Here is a 24556-nt window from a genome sequence, read left to right as displayed (position 1 = left end):
TTAAGTCAGAAAATTAAGTAGGTTCCCACTGTTGTTTAAGAATCAGTTAGGGTAAAATATAGAGTGAACTAAAATTTGAGAAGGAAGTTGATCACGAATGTGGAAAGAAAAAGTGCAAGAATACCAAGATCAAATTATTGCTGATTTAAACGGCTTACTTTCAATTGAAAGTGTCAGAGATGATAGCAAAGCTACACCTGATGCACCGCTAGGTCCAGGTCCTAGAGCTGCGCTTGATTATATGTATCAAATTGCAGAACGTGACGGATTTAATGTCCACGATGTCGATCATGTTGCAGGAAGAATTGAAGCAGGTAAAGGTGAAGACTTATTCGGCATTCTTTGTCATGTTGACGTGGTACCTGCAGGTGAAGGTTGGGATACACCACCGTTTGAACCGACTGTAACTGAAGATGCCATCATTGCACGTGGTACATTGGATGATAAAGGTCCAACAATTGCTGCGTACTATGCGGTTAAAATCTTAAATGAAATGAATGTAGACTGGAAAAAACGTGTACACATTATCATTGGCACAGATGAAGAATCAGACTGGATTTGTGTAGATCGTTATTTCAAAACAGAAGAAATGCCTGAACTAGGCTTTGCACCTGATGCAGAATTCCCTGCAATCCATGGTGAAAAAGGTATTACAACATTCGATATTGAATTAGCTGGCGAAGCAAAAGATTCTACTGATACAAATTCAGAAGTTACACTTTTATCATTTGAATCTGGACAACGCTATAACATGGTTCCAGATGAAGCAGTTGCACATCTCAAAGTTAAAAATAACAATTCAGAAGTAACAGAACGTTACCAACAATATCTAGAAGCACATGAACTTGTAGGTAACAGTGAATTAGAAGACGATAAGCTGGTTTTACGATTAAAAGGTAAAGCGGTACATGGTATGGACCCATCTATCGGTTTAAATGCCGGCTTGTTCTTACTCCACTTCTTACGTGGATTAGAATTAGATACTCAAGCAGCTAAATTCGTTGATTTAAGTGAACGTTACTTATTCGAATCTCACTTCGGTGAAAAAATGGGTATGAAATTCCATACTGATAAAATGGGAGACTTAACAACAAATATCGGTATTATTTCATATACATTGCCTGAAGGCGGAAGATTCGGTGTGAACTTACGTTATCCAGAGGGATTTGAATTTGATGAAGCAATTGAAGGATTCAAGCATGAAGTGAATGATTTAGGATTCGAACTTAAACTTGGGAAAGTTCAACGTCCGCACTATGTAGATAAAGAAGATCCATTTGTACAATCATTAGTTCAAGCTTATCGTAATCAAACAGGTGACATGACTGAGCCTTATACAATTGGCGGAGGTACTTATGCACGTAATCTAGATAAAGGCGTAGCATTCGGAGCAATGTTCAGCGACTCAGAGGACTTAATGCATCAAAGAAATGAATATATTACGAAAAAACAACTTTTCAATGCTACTAGCATTTATTTAGAAGCGCTATACGCATTATGTGTGGAGGAATGAGTATGACAAACAAGGTATTTTTGAACGGCCAATTTGTAGATGAACAGGATGCAAATGTACCATACAATGACAGAGGTTATAACTTTGGTGACGGTATTTACGAATACATTCGTATTTATGACAATACATTATTTACTGTAAAAGAACACTTTGAAAGATTTTTACGAAGTGCGTCAGAATTAAATATTGATTTAGATGAAACAATAGAATCACTAACTGACAAAGTAAAAAAACTTGCAGAAGTAAATAATGTTGAAAATGGTGGGGTGTATATCCAAGTTACTCGTGGTGCAGCACCAAGAGATCATGCATTCCCTGGACCAGATGTTAAACCTCAGATGATGGCATTTACAAGAAGCTACGGCAGACCTGTGGAAAAACTAGAAAATGGTATCAATGCTGTTACTGTAGAAGATATTCGTTGGTTAAGATGTGATATCAAAAGCTTAAATTTATTAGGCAACGTGCTTGCGAAAGAATATGCTGTGAAATATAACGCTGATGAAGCAATCCAACATCGTGGCGAAACAGTTACTGAAGGAGCTTCAAGTAACGTTTACGCAATTAAAGACGGTGTTGTTTATACACATCCTACGAATAATTATATTTTGAATGGTATTACGAGACGAGTTATTAAAGCAGTTGCTGAAGAACAAGAAATCCCATTTAAAGAAGAAACGTTTACAGTGGATTTCTTAAAACAAGCAGATGAAATTATTGTTTCTAGTACGTCTGTTGAAGTGATGCCTGTAATTAAATTGGATGGTGAAGCGGTCGGCAATGGTGAAGTCGGTCCAATTACTCGCCAATTACAAAAAGGCTTCGAACAAAAAATTGAGGAAAGTCATTAATTGCATGATTTTCTCCAACTTACCTTGAAAATGTGTTATAATTTTATTTTGTCGCTACTGAAAATTTAATTATTTTCAATAGCTTTCTAGAAAGTAAAATGTGTCTTTTTGTTTCTCATTTTTGGTTGAAAACCAAGGTTAAAAATTATAAAATTAACAATGAGTGCTAAGGACGTAAAAGTATTAAACTTTTTAAAGAAATATAAAATATGGCTCTTGAAATACACTTCTAGAGCCATTTTCTAATTGAAAGCGAGGTGAACGTGTTGGAGCAGTTCTATCAGTTAGGATGGACTTTAGATTCTGCTGGAGGCGCATCCGGAGAGGCTTATATGGCCGAACAAGATGGTCAAAAGCTGTTTTTGAAAAGAAATTCCAATCCATTTATAGCGGCATTATCAGCTGAAGGTATTGTCCCTAAATTAGTTTGGACAAAACGAATAGAAACAGGGGAAGTTGTCACAGCGCAACATTGGAAAAATGGCAGAGAATTAACTTTCGAAGAAATGACTCAGACAAGAGTGGCTAAGTTATTGAAAAAAATTCATAGCTCAAAAACATTATTGACCATGTTGAAAAGAATGGAAATGGAACCTATTACACCAGATATTCTATACAATAAAATCAATACCTCGCTTTCCAGACAGGTACTGACGCACCATGTAGTCAGAAAAGCCTTGACGTATCTTGAAGAGCATAAACCTCATTTGGACCCTCGCTTTTATACAGTCGTTCATGGAGATGTAAATCATAATAATTGGTTGCTATCTGATCGTGATGAACTTTATTTAGTCGACTGGGAAGGTGCAATGTTAGCAGATCCTGCCATCGATATCGGAATGCTGCTTTACAATTACGTTCCTCAAAATGAGTGGTCAGAATGGCTTGAAAAATATGGTTGCAAAGAATCATTAGATTTAAGTAAAAGAATGAAATGGTATACCGTTATTCAAGCGATTGGTCTTGTAGAGTGGTCTGAAGAACAGAAACGTTATAAAGATATGAATATATGGCTGAAATTTTTAAATGAAGTGATGAACAGCAACGTATTTATTTGAGGAGAGTAAGCAAATGAGATTAAGAAATAAACCTTGGGCAGAGGATTATTTGCGCAAACATAATACAGTTGTAGATATGGATGGAACGCATGCTGGCGAGATGTCAGCATGGTTCGATAAATCACAACCGATTTATATTGAAGTCGGTTCTGGAATGGGGCAGTTTATTACAGAACTCGCTGCACAACATCCTGAAGTCAACTTTGTCTCTTTAGAAAGAGATAAAAACGTGATGATTCGTGTGTTAGATAAAGTGTTGGAAAAGGATTTGCAGAATATCAAACTAATTTGTAATGATGCAATGGAATTAACTGATTACTTTAAACCTGGCGAAATTGATCGTGTTTATTTAAATTTTTCTGATCCATGGCCGAAAAAACGACATGCGAAGCGAAGACTAACGTATCACACGTTCCTTGCATTATATAAAACGATTTTGAAAGAAGATGGAGAAATCCATTTCAAGACTGATAATCGAGGATTATTTGCTTATAGTTTAGAAAGTATGTCTCAGTTTGGTATGTATTTTACTAAGATTAATCTCAATCTTCATGATGAAGATGATGAGGATAATATTGAAACTGAATATGAAAGAAAGTTTGCGGATAAAGGTTCACGTATTTACCGAATGGAAGCAAAGTTTCATCATTAATCACTGCATTCAATCGAATGCAGTTTTTTTGCGTTTCTAAAGTTTGAAAATATGTCTATATCAACCTATACTTAGTTATATATCTGAACGTTAGGGTGAGGCTTTTGAAACTAGGAAAATTTAAAATCCATGATTTGAACGGTGGTATGACGCACATGGACGGAGGCACAATGTTTGGCCCAGTTCCGAAACCCTTATGGGATAGAAAAATACCAGCAAATGAAAAGAACCAAGTACCCATGAGTGTATCTCCGATTTTAGTTCAAACAGAAGAACACAATATCTTGATTGATACAGGTTTAGGTGAAGGCAAGCTTACTGAAAAACAAAAACGTAACTTTGGTGTTGAAAATGAAGGATTAATTGAAGAAGGGCTGCAAAAGCTCGGTTTAACATCAGAGGACATTGATATTGTCTTGATGACCCATATGCATTATGATCACGCTTCAGGTTTATCTGATGTAGAAGGTCATGCGAAATTCCCTAATGCAGTTCATTATATACAACAAGATGAATGGCATGAATTTTTAGCACCTAATCTACGCAGTAAAGCAACATATTGGCCTGAACTTAATCTCGGTGATTATCAAAAGCATTTAATTTTATTTGAAAATGAGATTGAGGTTGTGCCAGGTGTTCATATGTATCATACGGGTGGCCATAGTTTTGGACACAGTATAATTACTATTGAAAGTGATGGAGAAAAAGCAGTCCATATGGCAGATATTTTTCCTTCACTTGCGCATATGAACCCATTATGGGTAACATCATATGATGATTATCCAATGCAATCAATCAGAGAGAAAGAAAGATGGCTGCCTTGGTTGATTATGCAGGATTATTGGTTCTTGTTTTATCATGATGCGTCATACTTTGCGCTTAAATTTGATAAAGAAGATCATTCTATCAAAGCAGAAATAAAAAGAAATCAATAACTTAAAACAAATGCAACAAAAAAACAATGTCTCCGTTATACGGAAACATTGTTAGAATAAGTATGCATACCAATATCATTAAACTTCTTTTATGTTAATGATTTTACCATTTGTCGCATCGGCGATAAATTCATAATTACTGATTTTGCCGTGGTTTTTAGTTGTAACACCGCCACGGTATATTTCATAATGAATACCGTCTTGTTCTAATGGTTGAGGTTCTGAGACAATGTATGACCCTGTCACGTTCATAAAGTAGCTTTTCACTTCTTCAATTAACTTTTGCGGGTTATACTTTTTAGTGCCTAAAAATGTGAGGTAAGCTAGTAAACTACTCAATAAAACTGTGATTGGTAATACTATCAATAACAAAATTTTTCTTCGAGACATCTCAATTTATACCTCCACTTACGTTATAACAATATTCTACCATAACATTAGGAGGATAATGAATTATTAAGGAGCGATGAACAGTGGAAATTGCGAAAAATGAAACATTACAACATATTAAAGCTTTAACAGAATTTCATGGTGCACCAGGTTTTGAACAAGATTTAAGAGCGTACATAAAAAAAGAAATGGAACCATACGCTGACGAGTTCATCTATAACCGTATGGGTGGATTTTACGCGGTAAAAAAATCTAAAAAAGAAAATGCGAAAAAAGTGATGGTAGCAGCACATATGGATGAAGTCGGTTTTATGATTACTGACATTACATCAAATGGTATGCTGCACTTTACGAACTTAGGCGGCGTTGCTGCAGATATATGGCAAGGTCAACGTTTAAAAGTCAAAACAAGACAACAAGAAATTATTACAGGTGTTGTTGCAAGCATTCCTAAACATTTCAGAACAGGTAATGAAGGTCAACCGCAAATTAAAGATTTAATGTTAGACATCGGTAGTGACTCTGCAGATGAAGTCAGAGCACGTGGTGTAGAAATTGGAGATTCAATTGTTCCTGATACCTCTTTAATTCAATTATCTGAACATCGTTTTGCGGGTAAAGCATGGGATAATCGTTATGGTTGTTTATTAGCGATTGAAATTTTAAAATTATTTAAAGACAAAGAACTAGATGTTGATTTATATGTAGGTGCAAATGTCCAAGAAGAAGTCGGTTTAAGAGGTGCACGTGCAGCTGCAGAACAAATTGATCCAGATGTAGCATTTGTAGTCGATTGTTCACCAGCTAACGATATGAAAGGTGTACAACAACTTTCTGGTAAACTGGGAGCAGGAACATTAATCCGTATTAAAGATGGAACCATGATTCTTAAACCAGCATTCAGAGATTATTTATTAGAACAAGCACAACAACATGATATTAATACACAATATTATATTTCACCAGGCGGCACTGATGGAGGAGAGATTCACAAAGCGAACATAGGTATCCCAACTGCAGTCATTGGTGTTTGTGCACGCTATATTCATAGCTCCGATTCAGTATTTGATATCAGAGACTATTATTCAGCAAGAGCATTACTTGAAGCATCTATTTTAGGATTAGATGATGAAACCATTGCACATTTACAATATTCATAAATAAGAAGAAAGAAGTGGATAAATATGAAACAATTAGAATCAGTAGAAGCGTTTGAACAACTTAAACAAGGTAAAACTGTATTTATGTTTACAGCAGATTGGTGCGTAGATTGTCGTTTTATCGCACCGAGACTTCCTGAATTAGAAGAAAAACATCCGGACTATACATTTGTGTCAGTAGATCGCGATAAATTTATTGATTTAGCAGCGGACTTAGGAATTATGGGGATTCCAAGCTTTTTAGTTTACGAGAACGGTGAACAAGTCGGAAGTTATGTCAGCAAAGATAGAAAAACGATTGAACAAATCAGCGAATTTATTACGAATATTTAAATAAAAATACCCTTAGGAAATTCACATTTTTTCTGTTCCTAAGGGTATTTTTACGGTAAACTATAAAAAGGTATGTAATTAGGAGTGTTAATATGAATGTCTTTCAAATGAGAGATAAACTAAAAGAACGTTTAAATCATTTAGATGTTAATTTTACATTTAATAGAGAAGAAGATACCTTGCGCATTGCACGTAAAGATAATGGTAAAGGTGTAACGATTAGATTAACACCCATCGTCGCGAAATATAACGATCAACAAGAAAAAATTGTTGATGAGATTGTTTACTATGTCAATGAAACAATTCAACAAATGAGTGATGATGCACTTCAACAAATGGACAATATCAAAGTGATGCCAGTGATGCGTGCAGCAAGTTTCGATAAGGAAACTAAAGAGGGGCATCCGTTTGTGATTGATGCACATACAGCAGAAACAAATATCTATTATGCATTAGATTTAGGAAAGTCTTATCGACTCATTGACGAATCCATGCTGAAACAATTGAATGTGACTGCACAACAAATTAAAGAAATGGCATTATTCAATATCAGAAAATTAGATAACCCATACAAAACAGATGAAGTTAAAGGCAATCTGTTCTATTTTATTAATACGAATGATGGGTACGATGCGAGTAGAATTTTAAACACGCCATTATTAAATCAATTTGAAGAAAACTGTGAAGGTGAAATGTTAGTAGCTGTTCCGCATCAAGATGTTTTAGTTGTGGCAGATATCAGAAATAAAACGGGTTACGATGTGATGGCTCATTTAACCATGGAATTCTTCACGAAAGGTCTTGTACCAATTACATCGCTATCATTCGGATACGATAATGGCCACTTAGAACCTATCTTTATCTTGGCTAAAAATAATAAAAACAAAAAAGATAAGAGTCCAAATGTGGTCCAAGAATTGAGCACAGTAAAAAATCAAAAGAAAAACGATAAGAAATAAGGAGAATAGATAATGAATTTATTTTACAACTTAAACGGCGTAGGAGATGTAGCATTCTTACAAGTAGAACCTGCTGAAGGAGAGTTCGACTATACAACACATGGTGACGTAGTGAGAATTACGTTAGATGGTAAAGCTGTAGGATATAATATCTTCAATGCTTCTAAGCATTTACCAATCGAAGGTAATGGACATATTAAACTTACACCAGAATTATTAGATGGTTTACAAAACGTTTTAAAAGAATCAGGTATTGACGATCAATTAGATTCTGACTTATCACCAAAATTTGTAGTAGGTTATGTTAAAACTAAAGAAAAACATCCAAATGCGGATAAATTAAGCATTTTACAAGTAGATGTTGGAAATGAAACATTACAAATTGTATGTGGTGCGCCAAATGTTGAAGCAGATCAAAAGGTTGTAGTCGCAAAAGTAGGCGCTGTAATGCCTAGCGGTATGGTTATTAAAGATGCTGAATTACGTGGTGTACCATCAAGCGGTATGGTTTGCTCAATGAAAGAATTAAATTTACCGAACGCACCGCAAGAAAAAGGAATTATGGTATTATCTGAGGATTACCAAACAGGACAACCATTTTTCGAAGAATAAAGTGATTGGAAGGAAGTGACATTATGAACTGGTTTGATAAATTGTTTAGTGATGAAGACGAAGAAGAAGTTTATCAAAGAAAATATAGTCAGCGCAGACAAAAATTAGAAGAAAAAGAACGTCGTCGTCATGCATTACTACCAGAAAATAATGATATTTACGAACGTCCAAAAGGTAATTTTAGATTTCCACTTCATGTGAATGATTCTGACAAACAAACAGAATCAGATTCAGAATCCAATCATTCTGAACCAACTTATGAGTCAGAAGAATTTGTTGAAACTTCTTCGTATCAAAAACCAGACCGTCGTCATAGAAGAAGACGTACGTTCTATGATGACGATACACCATCATTTCGTTCTTCACGCAACACACGTAAGCAATCAGAATCAAGAGAACGTGCTCCAGAACAAACGCATCAAAGAGAACATCAAAATAGACGCGTACAGAATTATTCGACACGCTATGATACGAAAGATATTTATTATAAAAGTGGTGAATTCAGAGCTGAAGAAGTACCTTCAGCCATTTTCGGTACGAAAAAACGTCATCCTTTAGAAAATGGTGTTATTCAACGTTCAGAGGGTGTTACTGAAGAACCTAAAAACCAACAAGAAAAAATACCGACAGATCCATTAAATGGTTCACGTAAACAAGCTTCAAAAGCACATGAAGTTGAAACAAGAGAATCCGAAGACACAAAAAATGAAACAGAACAACTGTCTTCTAAAGATTCACAACACCAAGTGAAACAAACACCTAATTATTCTAAAGCGGATAATACAATTAATATTAATAATATTTATGCTTCACAAATTGTTGAAGAAATTCGACGTGAACGCGAACGAAAAGTGTTACAACGCAAAAAATTCAAAGAAGCACTTCAACAAAAACGTGAACAAGAAGATGTCAGCTCAATTCAAAAGGCTATTGATGAAATGTATGCTGAACAAGCCAAACAGTATGTAGAAGATCCAGTCTTCCAAGAAAATGGCTTTGAAAAAGAAAAAGAAGCCAGAGCTGCTGAAGACCAAGAAGGCGAAGAAACACAACAACCTACCTCAGAACACATACAAACAGAAACGTCTGAAGAAACGTCAACACAACCACAAAACGACTTTGACTATGAAGAAGTAGATTTAAACCAAGTTCAAGACATGCATCAATTAGACGAACAAGACGTTAAAGTTGTAGAAGATGCTCCTGAAGAAACACAACAACTTGAATCAGAATCACCTCAATCTGAGACAGAAAATCTAACAGAGTCTCCTGAACCTTTACCAGAAGTTTCTGAAGCACAATATACTGAAATTGAAGATGAAGAAGAACCAGTTGAAAGTGAACAGGAAGAAGTACCAGAAGAACCTGTAAATGGAACTGAAGTGCATGAAAGTACTGAAACCGAACAGGAATCAGAACCAGTACAAGAAACAACAGAAGAATCTGAAGATGAACAGGATGAACCACAAGAAGATAATTCTACGGAAGTTCAAGAACCTGTGTTAGCACCAGATAGTAATACATCTAAATCAGAGGCAACGAAAACTGATGAAACTAAAGAAGAAGTCACAGAAGAAAAAGCAAAATCGAGCCTTGAACCTCAATTGAAACCAGATCAACCAAAATCTGATGATGCAGAAAAAGAAGAGTCAAAAACAGAAATAAAAGAGGAACAAGAAGAATCAGTTGAACAAGAAGAAACTACTGAAAAAGTTTCTACACCTGACTCTAATAATGAAGAACAAGAAGAAAATAAAGCAGAGGCAGAAGAAGTTAAAACTGAACAACCGAAAATTTCTCGTCCAATTCGTAAAGGTGCTAAGCCGTTCAATGTGATGATGACACCATCAGACAAACGTCGTATGATGGATGCACAAAAACGTAAAGCTGCACAAACATCAAAAACACAAACAAATGATTCTGCGGTTTCTTCAGAGCCTGAACAAAGCGTGGCTTCACAAACGACTGAAGTTTCGACTCATGACGACAGTGAACCACAATCATCACAACAAGAAAATCAAAACTCTGATCAACCAAAAGCTGAACAAGGACATATCACAACAAGCGTACAGACAGCAAAAACGACACAATCTAATGCACAAGAGGAAGTTAAGCAACCTGTAACTGCACAAAAGGAACCTGTTCAAGCACATCACGAAGGTATTCGAAAAGGACCTAATTTAAAACTGCCAAGTCTAGATTTATTAGATGAACCAGAAGTACATGAAGTTGACCAAGAGTGGATAGATGAGAAAAAAGAAGAGCTGAATGATGCATTTTATTACTTCAATGTACCTGCAGAGGTTAAGAATGTTACAGAAGGACCTAGTGTGACACGTTTTGAATTATCTGTTGAAAAAGGGGTAAAAGTTTCTAGAATCACTGCATTACATGATGATTTGAAAATGGCTTTAGCCGCCAAAGATATTCGAATTGAGGCACCGATTCCAGGTACAAGTTTAGTAGGTATAGAAGTACCAAATATATCGCCAACAAAAGTGAACTTAAAATCTATTATTGAGAGTCCTCAATTTAAGAATGCAGAATCTAAATTAACAGTTGCGATGGGTAATCGCATCAATAATGAACCGTTATTAATGGATATTGCGAAAACGCCACACGCACTGATAGCAGGGGCTACGGGTTCAGGTAAATCTGTTTGTATTAACAGCATATTACTTTCACTATTATATAAAAATCATCCAGAAGAGTTGAAACTCTTGCTGATTGATCCGAAAATGGTAGAGTTAGCACCATACAATGGTTTACCGCATTTAGTATCACCTGTGATTACAGATGTCAAAGCAGCAACACAAAGCTTGAAGTGGGCTGTTGATGAAATGGAAAGACGTTATAAATTATTTGCGCAATATCATGTGCGAAATATTACAGCTTTCAATAAAAAAGCTTCATACGAGCAACGTTTGCCTAAAATTGTCATTGTAATCGACGAGCTTGCAGACTTAATGATGATGGCACCGCAAGATGTAGAGCAATCTATTGCGAGAATTGCACAAAAAGCACGTGCATGCGGTATTCATATGCTTGTAGCAACACAACGTCCATCTGTAAACGTTATTACAGGATTAATCAAAGCGAATATTCCAACTCGTATCGCATTTATGGTATCATCTAGTGTGGATTCAAGAACTATATTAGATAGCGGCGGTGCAGAACGCTTACTTGGTTACGGAGATATGTTGTATCTTGGTAATGGTATGAATAAACCAATTCGCGTTCAAGGCAGCTTTGTGTCTGATGAAGAAATCGATGCAGTTGTCGATTTTATTAAGGCACAACGTGAACCGGAATATTTATTTGAAGAAAAAGAATTGTTAAAACAAACAAAAGCACAACCTAAAGATGAGTTGTTTGATGATGTATGTCGATTTATGGTTGCAGAGGGCAATATCTCAACATCACTCATTCAGCGTCATTTCCAAATTGGTTACAATAGAGCTGCGCGAATTGTTGACCAACTTGAAGCGTTGGGTTATATTTCAGGTTCGAACGGTTCGAAACCAAGAGAAGTTTATTTGACTGCAGCTGAAATAAATGAGGAATAAGAAAGAAGGAGTTTAAGTATGACACACTATCATTTTGTCGGTATTAAAGGCTCTGGTATGAGTTCATTGGCGCAAATTATGCATGATTTAGGCCATGAAGTTCAGGGCTCCGACATCGACCAATATGTGTTTACAGAAGATGCATTAAGAAATAAAGGGGTTAAAATTTTGCCATTTAACCCAGACAATATTCAAAAAGGCATGGTTGTTATTCAAGGAAACGCCTTTTCAGATGAACATGAAGAAATTGTCCGCGCAAAAGAATTAGGATTAGAAATTATTGATTATCCTACATTCTTAGGCCATGTCATTGAGCAGTATACGTCTGTAGCTGTGACAGGTGCACACGGCAAAACATCTACAACAGGCCTTTTATCACATGTAATGAATGGAGATAAAAGAACTTCTTTCTTAATTGGTGATGGCACAGGTTTAGGTATTCCTCAAAGTGAATATTTTGCATTTGAAGCATGTGAATATAGACGTCACTTTTTAAGTTATCATCCGGATTATGCGATTATGACGAACATCGACTTTGATCATCCTGATTATTTTAAAGATATTGATGACGTTACAAGTGCGTTCCAAGAAATGGCGCATAATGTCAAAAAAGCAATTATCGCATGGGGTAAAGATGACCATTTAAGAAAAATTAAAGCAGATGTTCCTGTTTATTACTATGGATTAGAAAAAGATGAAGATATTTATGCTGATAACCTTCAAATTACAGAACATGGTACGTCGTTTGACGTGTACATTGACGGTAAATTCTTCGACCATTTCTTATCACCGCAATATGGGGATCATAATATCTTAAATACACTTGCGGTTATTATGGTTTGTCATTTAGAAGGTCTTGATGTAAAAAATATTAAAGAAGCGTTAGAAACATTCGGCGGAGTGAAACGTAGATTTAATGAAACAAAAGTACATAATCAAGTAATTGTTGACGATTATGCCCACCATCCGCGCGAAATTAATGCTACAATTGAGACAGCACGTAAAAAATACCCGCATAAAGAGGTTATCGCTGTCTTTCAACCGCATACGTATTCTAGAACAAAAGCGTTCTTGAATGAGTTTGCTGAAAGCTTGAATAAAGCAGACCGTGTCTTCTTATGTGATATTTTCGGATCTATCCGTGAACATGAAGGCAGTTTGACAATTCAAGATTTAATTGATCGCATTCCAGGTGCGCAATTAATCGGTGAAAAAAATGTAAATATATTGAAATCATATGAAGATGCTGTGATTTTATTTATGGGTGCAGGGGATATTCAAAAAGTTGAACGTGCCTATTTAGACAATCACGGAGTAATTAATGAATTTTAATATGTTTATGTTAAAATATGTATGGGTATTAAGTAAAAATAAGACATAAGCAATTTAGGAGGCGTTTTTAATGGACTGGATTTTACCTATAGCAGGTCTAATTGCAGCTATAGCATTTTTAGTATTAGTAATCGGAATTGTAGTTGTTCTTTTATCTGTTAAGAAAAACTTAGATTACGTGGCTAAGACTCTTGATGGAATTGAAGGACAAATTCAAGGGATTACAAGAGAATCAACAGATTTACTTCATAAAGCAAACCGCTTAACTGAAGATATTCAAGATAAAGTGGACCGCTTAAATTCTGTAGTTGATGGAGTAAAAGGTATCGGTGACTCTATCCAAGATTTAGATGGATCAGTGGACCGAGTAACTAACTCAATTGCACATAATATTTCTCAAAACGAAGATAAAATTTCACAAGTCATCCAATGGTCAAACGTTGCGATGGAAATTGCTGATAAATGGCAATACAGAAAACAACGTAGAGAAAGTGCAAACTACAGAGGATAATGGTTAAATGCAGTTCTAATTGGAACTGTGTACCTCATCTGTAGGCTACATTATCAATTATAAGACGTACTAACTGCACTTAAATGAGGTTGAATCAACTTTGTTTAAGTGCTTTTACTTTATAGGAGGCAAATACATGAGAAAGAACGACGAAGCTAGATTAGAAATTTACGAAGTTGAAGCTATGTCTGATACTGTCCGTAAAGATTTCGTTTATGGGTTCATCGCAGGAATATTTATTGGTACAGCAGGTGGTTTTGTGATTAATCAAGTGAAAAAACGTAAACAACTTGAAAAGCAAAATCAACCAGCAGAAGCAAAGAAACCATCAGTGAAAGAAAAAGTGTCTGCACAGACAGATGCGCTTAAAGCAAATGCACAAAGTCAAATTCAAGATATTAAAGATAAAGCACAACAGCTTAAATCTGATGTAAAACAAAAATTCAACAATGATGAACAAGAAACAGATCCAAAAGCATTACGAGCGCAACGTGAAGCAATTCGTAATGAAGCAGCAGCACATGATTTAGCAAATGTTTCTCCGCAAGCTCAAGATGTTCAAACAGACAACAATCCTTTAAAATCTTCACAACCAGATACAGTGCCTTTCCATGAATTTACAGCAACAGGAAATGCATTAGCAGCGAAAGAAAAAGCTAAATTAATTGAAAATGATAATACAGTAGCAACTAAAGTAGCTGAACTATTTGAAGCTAAACCAGTAAAATCAAGTGGTTTTAAAACAGTTCCAGTATTAGTTACAGTTGCAGCTGCAGCAACAGCAGCAGGAAGCAAAAAAGCTGCGGATGCTAAAGCAGCAAAACCTGCAGATGCTGAAAAACGTACAGCACAAACACATGAGAAAGCTTCATTCAATAAAGGTGTTATTACGCATGATAAAGCAACTGCTAATCATTCAGAAGCACACAAAACACCAGAAGCTTCAGGTAAAGTAGAATCTAAGACTGTTAATGATACAAAAACAACGAAAACAGAAACAACTAAAACGACAAACACACCTAAGAAAAATGCATCAACAACTAAGCAGACAGCGAAAGCTACTTCACCGAAAGATGCGACAAAAACTACAAAAACAACAACACAAAAACCAGCAGCAAAAGGAAACAAAACAACGACACAAAAAACAACAACAAAGACAACAAAATCAGCTGCAAACAAATCAACAAAGAAACCTAGTGTAACACCAGCGAATAAGAAAACAACGAATAACACTACAAAGACACAACCAAAAGGTGAAACAACTACGAAGAAAATTGAAAAGAAAACATTCAATGACTAATTGTACCTAAAAGAAATCAACCTTATTCTTTTTGAGGTTGATTTTCTTTTTTACTTTTGGTTAAATCTAGTTAAGGAATTGTGAGAAAATTAATAATAATCGAAACAATTCGATTTATTTCGCTTTTCCTCTTGATTAATGATAAAGTTCTTGCTAGAATAACTGTTAAATTCAATATTTTTATCGCTTTAAAGCGTGATAAATTGGATGCAAAAATTACATAGAGGTGACCAAATAATGAATAAGTTAGAACAGTACAGAAATGAAATTCAAGACATTAATGAAAAGATTTTAGACTTACTAGTAGAGCGTGGTAAGTTAGCACAGAAAATAGGGGATGAAAAGCGTAAACAAGGTACTAAGGTTTATGATCCTGAACGTGAAAAAGTAATGTTGAATGCTTTAATCGAAAAAAATAATGGTCCATTTAACGATAATGTAATTAAACAATTATTCAAAGAAATATTTAAAGCATCCACTGACTTACAAAAATCTGATCGTGAAAAACATTTAATTGTTTCAAGAAAATTAAAAGCAGAAGATACAATTGTACGCTTTGACAATGGTGGAGTTATTGGTGATGGCAACAAGTCATTCATTTTCGGTCCATGTTCAGTAGAATCACAAGAACAAGTCGATGCAGTTGCTCAAGACTTACAAAGTAAAGGATTAAAATTCATCCGTGGCGGTGCTTTCAAACCACGTACTTCTCCTTATGACTTCCAAGGTCTAGGATTAGAAGGATTGAAAATTCTTAAAAACGTTAAAGACAAATATAATTTAAATGTTGTAAGTGAAATCGTAACACCAGCTGATTTAGAATTGGCAGATGATTACCTAGATGTGTTCCAAATTGGTGCACGTAACATGCAAAACTTCGAATTATTAAAAGAAGCAGGACGTACAAACAAACCAATTTTATTAAAACGTGGTTTATCTGCGACAATTGAAGAGTTCATTTTCGCAGCAGAATATATCGCATCACAAGGTAACCAAAATATTATCTTATGTGAACGCGGTATCAGAACATACGAAAAAGCAACACGTAATACTTTAGATATCTCAGCAGTACCGATCCTTAAACAAGGTACACACTTACCAGTAATGGTAGACGTAACACATAGTACAGGAAGAAAAGATATTATGCTTCCAACAGCTAAAGCAGCTTTAGCAGTAGGTGCAGATGGTGTTATGGCAGAAGTACATCCTGATCCAGCTGTTGCATTAAGTGATAGCGGACAACAAATGGATATTGAACAATTCAACAAATTCTATGATGAACTAAAACCACTTGCTGATATGTACGATAGCAAGCAATTACGCTAATATATAGTTAATTGAAAGCCTTTTAAATTAAAGTATTCAAACCTTTGATTTAAAGGGCTTTTTTGTGTTTTGCAAAACATCATATGTGTGACAAAACAGTGACAGCAGAAAGTTTTGTTTTGAGTTTGTGACAAATTATGGTACACTTTGAAAATGTTGTGAAAACTTACTATAATAGTGTTTGAAACGCTTTCAGAAAGGGTGATATTATGACCGTTACTATTTATGATGTTGCAAGAGAAGCGCGTGTTTCCATGGCAACTGTTTCTCGTGTGGTAAATGGCAACCAAAATGTCAAACCAGAAACTAGAGATAAAGTAAATGCAGTCATCAAAAAGCTTAACTACAGACCTAATGCTGTTGCACGAGGGTTAGCAAGTAAAAAAACAACAACAGTCGGGGTAATTATTCCAGATATCTCGAATGTATACTATTCTCAACTCGCAAGAGGGTTAGAAGATATTGCAACGATGTATAAATATCATTCAATTATTTCTAACTCTGACAATGATTTAGAAAAAGCTAAAGAAATTTTTAACAATCTGCTCAGCAAACAAGTAGATGGTATTATTTTCTTAGGCGGAACACTCGATGCAGAATTGGAAAGTTTAATTGAAAACTCTTCTGTACCTGTTGTAGTTTCAGGAACAAGTGATGATGATAATACAGTTGCTTCTGTAAATATCGACTATAAGCAAGCTGCTGAAGAAGTGACTAATCATTTAATCAATTCTGGCGCAAAACGCTTTGCCTTTGTTGGCGGCAATAACTCTGAAAAAGCAGAAAACGATGTGTTATCTAGTTTAAGAGATACACTAGCATCACATGGTTTATCTTTAGAAGATAATCTGACTTTCAGAGGTAAAGAAACATATCGCGATGGTATTAAAGCTTTTGAAGATATTAAAGCGTATCAACCAGATGCAATTTTATCTATCAGTGATGAACAAGCTATTGGTATTGTCCATGCTGCTGAAGATGCGAATATCAACATTCCATCTGATTTACAAATTGTAAGCTTTAATAATACACGTTTAGTTGAAATGGTACGTCCGCAACTATCAAGTGTCATTCAACCGCTTTATGACATCGGTGCAGTAGGTATGCGTTTACTTACTAAATATATGAATAATGAAACGATTGAAGATTCAACGGTCATTTTACCATATCGTATAGAGTATCGCGGTACTACAAAATAAGATGAATAAATTTAAAAGTCTGAAAGAAAGTCACATTACTTTCCTCCAGACTTTTTATTTTCCTTCATTTAATCAGAACCAACTCGCAACCTGGTTCGCATGTTTTAAGTTCTTAGCAGTAATTTCTGCAGTACGTGGAATTTCCATATAATCTAGACGTTTATCCTCCCAAGTCGTTGGCAAATCAGTCGGCGCATAAGTTCGCCATTTTTCTACCCATTCTTTCGGTAAATCTCCATGTTGAATCGGCACATCCATCAAACTCAAGAAGACATGACTCCAAGCTCTTGGAACAACGCGCCAAATGTTATATCCACCGCCACCGAACATCATGACTTTCCCATCTGTATATTCATCTGCCAACGCTTTAATATAATAGGGAATAGCATAGAGTGAATCTAAAGTACAATTCATATGAGTAAGTGGATCGAGATAGTGAATATCAACACCGTGTACACTTAAAATGATATCAGGTTTGAATGATTTAACGACAGGTGTGACTGTGCGTTTAAAACAATCAATATATGAATCATCTTCTGTATAAGGTTCAAGCGGAACATTGACAGAATAACTGAAACCTTGTTCTTTGCCGCGTTCTGTATAATGACCTGAACCTGGAAATAAAAATTTACCCGTTTCATGAATGGAATAATTCAGAATTTCATTTTGTGTATAGAAACTCCATTGCACACCGTCCCCATGATGTGCATCTGTATCTATAATCATCACTTTCATGTTATAGCGTTCAGATAGGTATTTAGCGGTAATGGCGATATCATTGTAAATACAGAAGCCATTTGCGCGGCCTGGCAATGCATGATGTAATCCTCCGCCTAAATGACACCCGTTTTTAACTTCTCCTTGTACAATCATATCAGCAAGTTTTAAAGCACCGCCTACAATACGTGCACTATGTTGATGCATATGTTTAAACTGTGATGTATCTTCGTTCGCAAAACCATATTTTTTGGATTCTACCTCACTTAAAATTCCACGAGAAGCGTGTTTAATCGCATTTACGTAGTCATAAGAATGTATAAGTGTTAATTCTTCATCTGTGGCGATTCTCGGTGTAATAATTTGACTTGAACTCAGTAATCCTGCATCGATTAACAGTTCAGTCGTCAATTTTAAGCGCATTTGATTAAAAGGATGTTCATTACTGAACCGATAGCGCATTAATTGATTTGAATAAACATACCCCGTTTGTTTTTTGTTTTGACTCATAAAATCTCCCCTTTAGTAGAAGAAGCGGTTCATAAAACGTATATCATCAAACGCCTCCATCTGGTCTAATGTGATACGTGCACCGATTCTTGCCATTAAACAGTTTGCTGGATGTCCTGTAATTTCAGGATCATCAGTTGCGAAAATCTCTAAACCCCCATGAGACATCAACTTCTGCATTAATTTTTTATATTCGTAGACATCTAATTTAGAGTTTTTCAAATCCCAGTGCCAATAATACTCAGTTGTTAACACAATATAATCTTCAAATTCATCTTCACTTAAGCTCGTTTTAATGAGTTCATTACCTAATCCTGTACCGCGATGCGGTAAGGCTATTTCAACGGCACCAAGCTCAATTAAATAGGGCAGGTTGCCTGTAGACCAACGTTCTAATGGATCAGGATAATGATAAGTGACATATCCGACAATGGTGTTTTCATGTCGTAAGACGTAAATACGACCTTCTGGCAATTCACTAATTTCTTGAATCGCTTCAAATTGTTCGATAGGTCTTCTAAATGCATCCAAACCATCATCGTAATCCATTTGTTCAAGTTGTTTACGTGGTACAGGACCTTCAATAACATAAGTTGTATCGTGACGTGTGTATGTTTGTTTTACATACGTTTTGACATGTTCCATCTTGCCACATCCTTTTTCATATTCTCCTAAGATGAGAGTGCTCAAATTTACTTTTTCACTAAAATGATATGTTTCCACGTATTAATTTAATTATAATGGTTTTAACATCAATTTACACACAAATCAGAATTATCGCAATTATTTTTGAAAATTTACTATGATTTTTGTATAATGGTTTTTGAAAGCGATTTCAAACAAAGGGGGCAATTCAAATGAAAGTTGATATTTATAAAGGGGGAGAAGGTAATTATAACCTTCAAAACTATGACGAAACGTATCAGAACTTTGATTGGAAAGACGTAGAAAAAGCTTTTTCATGGTATGAAACAGGAAAGATCAATATGGCATATGAATGTATTGATCGTCACGTAGATAATGGCCTTGGGGATAAAGTGGCCTTAAACTACAAAGATGCCAAACGTAAAGAAAGTTATACTTATAAAGAAATGCAGCAATTATCGAATAAAGCCGCAAACGTACTAAAAGATAAAGCACAAGTAGAAAAAGGGGATCGTGTCTTTATCTTTATGCCAAGAACACCAGAGTTATACTTTGCGTTCTTCGGTATTTTAAAAATTGGTGCGATTGTTGGACCATTATTTGAAGCGTTTATGGAAAAAGCAGTCGCTGATCGTTTAGATAATAGTGATGCGAAAGTAATTGTAACAACGAAAGATTTAGTAGACCGTATTCCAAAAGACGACTTACCAAACTTAGAGAAAATTGTCATCGTCGATAATGATGGGGTAGACGATGAATACGTAGATTTTCAACAAGAAATGGAAGATGCTAGCGATTCATTTGATATCGAATGGTTAGATCGTGAAGACGGTTTGATTTTACATTATACTTCTGGCTCTACAGGACAACCTAAAGGTGTGTTACATGTTCAAGATGCCATGATTGTACACTATATTTCAGGTAAATATGTTCTTGATTTACAAGAAGACGATATTTATTGGTGTACAGCAGACCCAGGCTGGGTAACTGGTACTTCATACGGTATTTTCGCACCTTGGCTAAACGGTGTGACAAACTGTATCGCTGGGGGACGTTTCTCTCCTGAAGCATGGTATGGCATGATTGAAGAATTTAAAGTCACAATTTGGTATACAGCACCGACAGCATTACGTATGTTAATGAGTGCAGGAGACGACGTTGTGAAGAAATACGATTTATCATCATTAAGAGAAGTGTATTCTGTAGGTGAACCATTAAACCCAGAAGTAATTAAATGGGCAAAAGAAGTATTAGAACACACTGTTTTAGATACTTGGTGGATGACAGAAACAGGCGGTCATATGATTGTCAACTATCCTTCTATGGATGTAAAACTAGGTTCTATGGGTAAACCATTACCTGGTATTGAAGCGGCTATTGTGGATGACCAAGGTAATGAGTTACCACCGAATCGAATGGGTAACTTAGCCATTAAAAAAGGCTGGCCATCCATGATGCGTAAAATTTGGAAAAACCAAGAAAAGTATGATTCTTACTTTATTGGTGATTGGTATGTATCAGGAGATTCAGCATATCAAGATGAAGATGGATACTTCTGGTTCCAAGGTCGTGTTGATGATGTGATTATGACTGCTGGTGAACGTGTCGGACCATTCGAAGTGGAATCTAAATTAGTGGAACATCCTGCAGTCGCAGAAGCAGGTGTTATTGGTAAACCAGACCCAGTACGTGGTGAAATTATTAAAGCATTCGTTGCTTTAAATCATGGCTATGAACCAGATGATGAATTGAAAGAAGATATCAGAACATTCGTCAAACACGGTTTATCTGCGCACGCTGCACCAAGAGAAATTGAATTCAAAGATAAATTACCGAAAACACGTTCAGGTAAAATTATGAGACGTGTATTAAAAGCTTGGGAACTTGATCTTCCTGAAGGTGATTTAAGTACAATGGAAGACTAATTGTATATAAAAACTAACAATAAAATAGGTTGATCATATGAGCGATATCAAAATAAAATCAATGTTTTGGTATCGCTTTCATTATTGCAAAATAAAGGTTTTACATAAAATTTTATCATCTATTTTTGTAATATTACCATAAAAGTAAGAATACTTAAAAATTAATGATGAATATGTTCGACAATAAATGTATATTTCGATATGATGAATGATGTAAAAGGTTTTAAAAACAGTTGAAGCAGGTCTCTATTTACTGCATTTATCTAAACGTATTTTAAAAGCGTTGAGGGCATAAAAATACGTGGTAAATAAAGTGAACGGATGGTTGCTGAGACTGTAATTCAATTACTAAATAAGGGGCTGAATGAATTGAGTCATTTATCAGATTTGGATATCGCGAATCAAGCTACATTACAACCAATTAAAGACATTGCAGAAAAGATTGGTATTTCGGAAGATGCTTTAGAACCATATGGTCACTATAAAGCTAAAATTGACATTAACCAATTAAAAGACAATGGGGACAAAGGGAAAGTTGTTCTTGTTACTGCAATGAGTCCAACACCAGCTGGTGAAGGTAAATCAACTGTAACTGTTGGTTTAGCAGATGCCTTCCATGAATTAGGAGATAATGTCATTATGGCATTACGTGAGCCAGCATTAGGTCCAGTATTCGGTATTAAAGGTGGCGCAACTGGCGGCGGTTACGCACAAGTATTACCAATGGAAGATATCAACTTACACTTCAACGGTGACTTCCATGCGATTACAACAGCAAACAACGCGTTATCAGCATTTATTGATAACCACATCCATCAAGGTAATGCGTTAGGCATTGACCAACGTCGTATCGAATGGAAACGTGTGTTAGACATGAACGACCGTGCGTTAAGACAAGTTGTAGTAGGTCTTGGTGGACCAACACAAGGTGTTCCGCGTGAAGATGGATTCAACATCACAGTAGCATCTGAAATTATGGCGATTCTTTGCCTAAGCACTGGCTTGAAAGACTTAAAAGAAAGTATCGCTAACATTACAGTTGCATATACACGTGATCGCAAACCAGTTACGGTTGCTGATTTAGAAGTTGAAGGTGCAATTGCGATGATTCTTAAAGACGCAATCAAACCTAACTTAGTGCAATCAATCGAAGGTACACCAGCATTAATTCACGGTGGGCCATTCGCAAATATTGCACATGGTTGTAACTCAATTCTTGCAACTGAAACAGCACGTAAACTAGCTGATGTTGTGGTGACTGAAGCTGGATTCGGTTCAGACTTAGGTGCTGAAAAATTCATGAACATCAAATCACGTAAAGCAGGATTCGAACCAAGTGCTGCTGTAGTTGTTGCGACAATCCGTGCATTGAAAATGCATGGCGGCGTAGCAAAAGATGACTTGAAAGAAGAAAATGTTCAAGCAGTTAAAGACGGTTTAGAAAACTTAGCACGTCATATCAAAAACATCCGTTCATTCGGTGTAGAACCAGTCGTAGCATTAAATGCATTCGTAGCAGATACAGATGCTGAAACTAAAGTAGTTGAAGACTGGGCAAAAGAAAACAATATACGTATTGCCTTAACTGAAGTTTGGGAAAAAGGCGGCAAAGGCGGCATTGAATTAGCTGAACAAGTGAAAGAAGTATTAAATGAAAAACATGATTTCAAAAATACTTATGAACTTGATGAACCAATTGAACAAAAAATCGAAAAAATTGTTAAAAACATCTACGGCGGTAAAAAAGTAACATTTACAAGCAAAGCACAAAAACAATTGAAACAAATTAAAGATAACGGTTGGGACAATTACCCAGTATGTATGGCTAAAACACAATATTCTTTCTCAGATGATAAAGATTTATTAGGTGCGCCTGATGATTTCGAAATCACAATCAGAGAATTACAAGCTAAAACAGGTGCTGGCTTTATCGTTGCTTTAACAGGTGCGATTATGACAATGCCTGGCTTACCTAAGAAACCAGCTGCATTAAATATGGACGTTACAGAAGACGGCCATGCGAAAGGTTTATTCTAATTTAAGCTATAACTAAAACAGGCCCTGAAGTGTGAGTATATTACTCATGACTTCAGGGTCTTTTTGTCATTAAATGTGCTTCTATATTATATTTTTCTGCTTTTTCATACGTAGATTCAGAAATCAATCCTTCTACTCTCATACGCCATAGTACATAATGTTGGCGCTGTAAGCCGATTTCGAGTTCATCTTTAGGTTTAAGTGTGCCGTCTGCTTCATAAGGTGTGTAATAATAAGGACTTTGAACTAATCCGACAAGATAAGCCGCTTCCGGCAAATTCACATCACTTGGCGGTTTCCCGAATAAACTAAATGAAGCGGATCCAATACCCGTAATGTTGTCGCCATTATAATCACGTCCAAAAGGAACGATGTTCAAATACGTATATAAGATTTCTTCTTTAGTCATAATCCGTTCAAGTTTGAGTGCCAATACAATTTCATTTGCTTTACGGTTATAGGTCTTATCATTATTCAACACCTGATTCTTAATCACTTGTTGGGTAATGGTACTGCCGCCTGAAGAGACCTCTGTTTCAAATATATCTTGATAAATAGCTCTCAGTAATGCCTTAGGTAAGATTCCATCATGTTTATAATACAGTGAATCTTCAGAAGCAATTAAAGCTTTAGGTATTAAAGCATTCACGCTTTTCGGTCCAACTAACAATGGGTTTTGTGATTCATCATATTGTGATAAGAAATCCTTTTTAGCATAATTGACTTGTTCATCACCAGGTACATTCAGTACTGCCTCACGTAATTCTGTATCTGTAATATTTTCTGACTGCGCTGTCATACTCATAAAGAAACCGACTAATAAACCGGTTGCTAAACTCAAAGTCAGCAAAATAATAATGAACAGCCAAACAAAAGAATATTTAATCCGCTTATACCATTGTTCAAAGATACGAAGCGGGGTAGAAGCTAAGGGTGCATTAAGTTTGAATGGTTTCATGTTTCGCCTCCGTTAATTAAACATAGTATAGCATAATTGAATTCAAGTTGACTTTTAAAAAACAGTT

General features: G+C 35.7%; 21 protein-coding genes. 17 read left to right on the top strand and 4 right to left on the bottom strand.

Going from position 1 to position 24556, the window contains the following annotated elements; genetic code table 11:
• Positions 1-97: 97 nt before the first annotated feature.
• The 5 genes from pepV to KRR19_RS08060 all read left to right on the top strand — a co-directional run bounded on the left by pepV (position 98) and on the right by KRR19_RS08060 (position 5009).
• Positions 98-1513 (top strand): dipeptidase PepV, encoded by a 1416-nt coding sequence (gene pepV, locus KRR19_RS08080; protein WP_156666925.1) that lies wholly within the window; start codon positions 98-100, stop codon positions 1511-1513.
• A gap of 2 nt (positions 1514-1515) precedes the next feature.
• Positions 1516-2364 (top strand): D-amino-acid transaminase, encoded by an 849-nt coding sequence (gene dat, locus KRR19_RS08075; protein ID WP_023015988.1) that lies wholly within the window; start codon positions 1516-1518, stop codon positions 2362-2364.
• 266 nt (positions 2365-2630) lie between these two features.
• Positions 2631-3422, top strand: a complete 792-nt coding sequence (locus KRR19_RS08070; RefSeq protein ID WP_023015987.1) for a phosphotransferase family protein — start codon at positions 2631-2633, stop codon at positions 3420-3422.
• Positions 3423-3435: 13 nt separating this feature from the next.
• Positions 3436-4074, top strand: coding sequence for a tRNA (guanosine(46)-N7)-methyltransferase TrmB (trmB, locus tag KRR19_RS08065; protein ID WP_002481222.1), 639 nt, complete (start codon positions 3436-3438; stop codon positions 4072-4074).
• 104 nt (positions 4075-4178) lie between these two features.
• Positions 4179-5009 (top strand): YtnP family quorum-quenching lactonase, encoded by an 831-nt coding sequence (locus KRR19_RS08060; protein WP_207021158.1) that lies wholly within the window; start codon positions 4179-4181, stop codon positions 5007-5009.
• Between the two features lie 78 nt (positions 5010-5087).
• Here KRR19_RS08060 and KRR19_RS08055 read toward each other — a convergent pair whose 3' ends face one another.
• Positions 5088-5399 (bottom strand): hypothetical protein, encoded by a 312-nt coding sequence (locus KRR19_RS08055; RefSeq protein WP_156666922.1) that lies wholly within the window; start codon positions 5397-5399, stop codon positions 5088-5090.
• An 83-nt stretch (positions 5400-5482) separates the two neighbouring features.
• On the opposite strand from KRR19_RS08055, the gene KRR19_RS08050 reads away from it, so the two are divergent.
• From KRR19_RS08050 to ccpA, 10 genes are all read left to right on the top strand, one after another.
• A complete protein-coding gene (locus KRR19_RS08050) occupies positions 5483-6559 on the top strand; it encodes a M42 family metallopeptidase (protein ID WP_002481219.1) in 1077 nt (358 codons plus the stop codon).
• Between the two features lie 24 nt (positions 6560-6583).
• Positions 6584-6892: a thioredoxin family protein gene (locus tag KRR19_RS08045; protein WP_002481218.1), complete on the top strand. Its 309-nt coding sequence runs from the start codon at positions 6584-6586 to the stop codon at positions 6890-6892.
• A 92-nt stretch (positions 6893-6984) separates the two neighbouring features.
• Positions 6985-7851: a DUF1444 domain-containing protein gene (locus KRR19_RS08040; protein WP_002481217.1), complete on the top strand. Its 867-nt coding sequence runs from the start codon at positions 6985-6987 to the stop codon at positions 7849-7851.
• A gap of 12 nt (positions 7852-7863) precedes the next feature.
• A complete protein-coding gene (gene ytpR, locus KRR19_RS08035; RefSeq protein WP_002481216.1) occupies positions 7864-8463 on the top strand; it encodes a YtpR family tRNA-binding protein in 600 nt (199 codons plus the stop codon).
• Positions 8464-8486: 23 nt separating this feature from the next.
• A complete protein-coding gene (locus KRR19_RS08030; protein WP_156666921.1) occupies positions 8487-12029 on the top strand; it encodes a DNA translocase FtsK in 3543 nt (1180 codons plus the stop codon).
• An 18-nt stretch (positions 12030-12047) separates the two neighbouring features.
• Positions 12048-13361 carry a UDP-N-acetylmuramate--L-alanine ligase gene (gene murC, locus KRR19_RS08025; protein ID WP_002481214.1) on the top strand — a complete coding sequence of 438 codons (1314 nt, stop codon included), beginning with the start codon at positions 12048-12050 and terminating at the stop codon, positions 13359-13361.
• Positions 13362-13431: 70 nt separating this feature from the next.
• Positions 13432-13872: a DUF948 domain-containing protein gene (locus KRR19_RS08020; protein ID WP_002481213.1), complete on the top strand. Its 441-nt coding sequence runs from the start codon at positions 13432-13434 to the stop codon at positions 13870-13872.
• Between the two features lie 136 nt (positions 13873-14008).
• Positions 14009-15172, top strand: a complete 1164-nt coding sequence (locus KRR19_RS08015; protein ID WP_002481212.1) for a hypothetical protein — start codon at positions 14009-14011, stop codon at positions 15170-15172.
• A gap of 234 nt (positions 15173-15406) precedes the next feature.
• A complete protein-coding gene (locus KRR19_RS08010) occupies positions 15407-16498 on the top strand; it encodes a bifunctional 3-deoxy-7-phosphoheptulonate synthase/chorismate mutase (protein WP_031262773.1) in 1092 nt (363 codons plus the stop codon).
• A gap of 209 nt (positions 16499-16707) precedes the next feature.
• Positions 16708-17697, top strand: a complete 990-nt coding sequence (gene ccpA, locus KRR19_RS08005) for a catabolite control protein A (protein WP_002481210.1) — start codon at positions 16708-16710, stop codon at positions 17695-17697.
• A gap of 72 nt (positions 17698-17769) precedes the next feature.
• Here ccpA and KRR19_RS08000 read toward each other — a convergent pair whose 3' ends face one another.
• Both KRR19_RS08000 and KRR19_RS07995 read right to left on the bottom strand, forming a co-directional pair.
• Complete coding sequence (locus tag KRR19_RS08000; RefSeq protein ID WP_023015983.1) at positions 17770-18924, bottom strand: acetoin utilization protein AcuC; 1155 nt, start codon at positions 18922-18924, stop codon at positions 17770-17772.
• Positions 18925-18936: 12 nt separating this feature from the next.
• Positions 18937-19569, bottom strand: a complete 633-nt coding sequence (locus KRR19_RS07995; RefSeq protein ID WP_002481208.1) for a GNAT family N-acetyltransferase — start codon at positions 19567-19569, stop codon at positions 18937-18939.
• Positions 19570-19781: 212 nt separating this feature from the next.
• Here KRR19_RS07995 and acsA point away from each other — a divergent pair, with 212 nt between their 5' ends.
• Positions 19782-21494, top strand: a complete 1713-nt coding sequence (gene acsA, locus KRR19_RS07990) for an acetate--CoA ligase (protein ID WP_002481207.1) — start codon at positions 19782-19784, stop codon at positions 21492-21494.
• A 369-nt stretch (positions 21495-21863) separates the two neighbouring features.
• Positions 21864-23531, top strand: coding sequence for a formate--tetrahydrofolate ligase (locus KRR19_RS07985; protein WP_105978464.1), 1668 nt, complete (start codon positions 21864-21866; stop codon positions 23529-23531).
• A gap of 52 nt (positions 23532-23583) precedes the next feature.
• On the opposite strand, the gene KRR19_RS07980 is transcribed toward KRR19_RS07985, so the two are convergent.
• A complete protein-coding gene (locus KRR19_RS07980) occupies positions 23584-24489 on the bottom strand; it encodes a biosynthetic peptidoglycan transglycosylase (protein ID WP_002481205.1) in 906 nt (301 codons plus the stop codon).
• Positions 24490-24556 lie beyond the last annotated feature (67 nt).

Source organism: Staphylococcus sp. CWZ226, assembly GCF_018986355.1.
GTDB classification, from domain to species: Bacteria; Bacillota; Bacilli; order Staphylococcales; family Staphylococcaceae; genus Staphylococcus; species Staphylococcus simulans.
The sequence above is the reverse complement of the archived record's forward strand: the minus strand, read 5'-3'. Positions and strand labels throughout refer to the sequence as shown.

Bases quoted from the DNA above. Each gene is read 5' to 3' on its own strand.
- pepV (WP_156666925.1), top strand. From the start codon at position 98: ATGTGGAAAGAAAAAGTGCAAGAATACCAAGATCAAATTATTGCTGAT.
- dat (WP_023015988.1), top strand. From the start codon at position 1,516: ATGACAAACAAGGTATTTTTGAACGGCCAATTTGTAGATGAACAGGAT.
- trmB (WP_002481222.1), top strand. From the start codon at position 3,436: ATGAGATTAAGAAATAAACCTTGGGCAGAGGATTATTTGCGCAAACAT.
- KRR19_RS08055 (WP_156666922.1), bottom strand. From the start codon at position 5,399: ATGTCTCGAAGAAAAATTTTGTTATTGATAGTATTACCAATCACAGTT.
- KRR19_RS08045 (WP_002481218.1), top strand. From the start codon at position 6,584: ATGAAACAATTAGAATCAGTAGAAGCGTTTGAACAACTTAAACAAGGT.
- KRR19_RS08040 (WP_002481217.1), top strand. From the start codon at position 6,985: ATGAATGTCTTTCAAATGAGAGATAAACTAAAAGAACGTTTAAATCAT.
- ytpR (WP_002481216.1), top strand. From the start codon at position 7,864: ATGAATTTATTTTACAACTTAAACGGCGTAGGAGATGTAGCATTCTTA.
- KRR19_RS08030 (WP_156666921.1), top strand. From the start codon at position 8,487: ATGAACTGGTTTGATAAATTGTTTAGTGATGAAGACGAAGAAGAAGTT.
- murC (WP_002481214.1), top strand. From the start codon at position 12,048: ATGACACACTATCATTTTGTCGGTATTAAAGGCTCTGGTATGAGTTCA.
- KRR19_RS08020 (WP_002481213.1), top strand. From the start codon at position 13,432: ATGGACTGGATTTTACCTATAGCAGGTCTAATTGCAGCTATAGCATTT.
- KRR19_RS08015 (WP_002481212.1), top strand. From the start codon at position 14,009: ATGAGAAAGAACGACGAAGCTAGATTAGAAATTTACGAAGTTGAAGCT.
- ccpA (WP_002481210.1), top strand. From the start codon at position 16,708: ATGACCGTTACTATTTATGATGTTGCAAGAGAAGCGCGTGTTTCCATG.
- KRR19_RS08000 (WP_023015983.1), bottom strand. From the start codon at position 18,924: ATGAGTCAAAACAAAAAACAAACGGGGTATGTTTATTCAAATCAATTA.
- KRR19_RS07995 (WP_002481208.1), bottom strand. From the start codon at position 19,569: ATGGAACATGTCAAAACGTATGTAAAACAAACATACACACGTCACGAT.
- acsA (WP_002481207.1), top strand. From the start codon at position 19,782: ATGAAAGTTGATATTTATAAAGGGGGAGAAGGTAATTATAACCTTCAA.
- KRR19_RS07980 (WP_002481205.1), bottom strand. From the start codon at position 24,489: ATGAAACCATTCAAACTTAATGCACCCTTAGCTTCTACCCCGCTTCGT.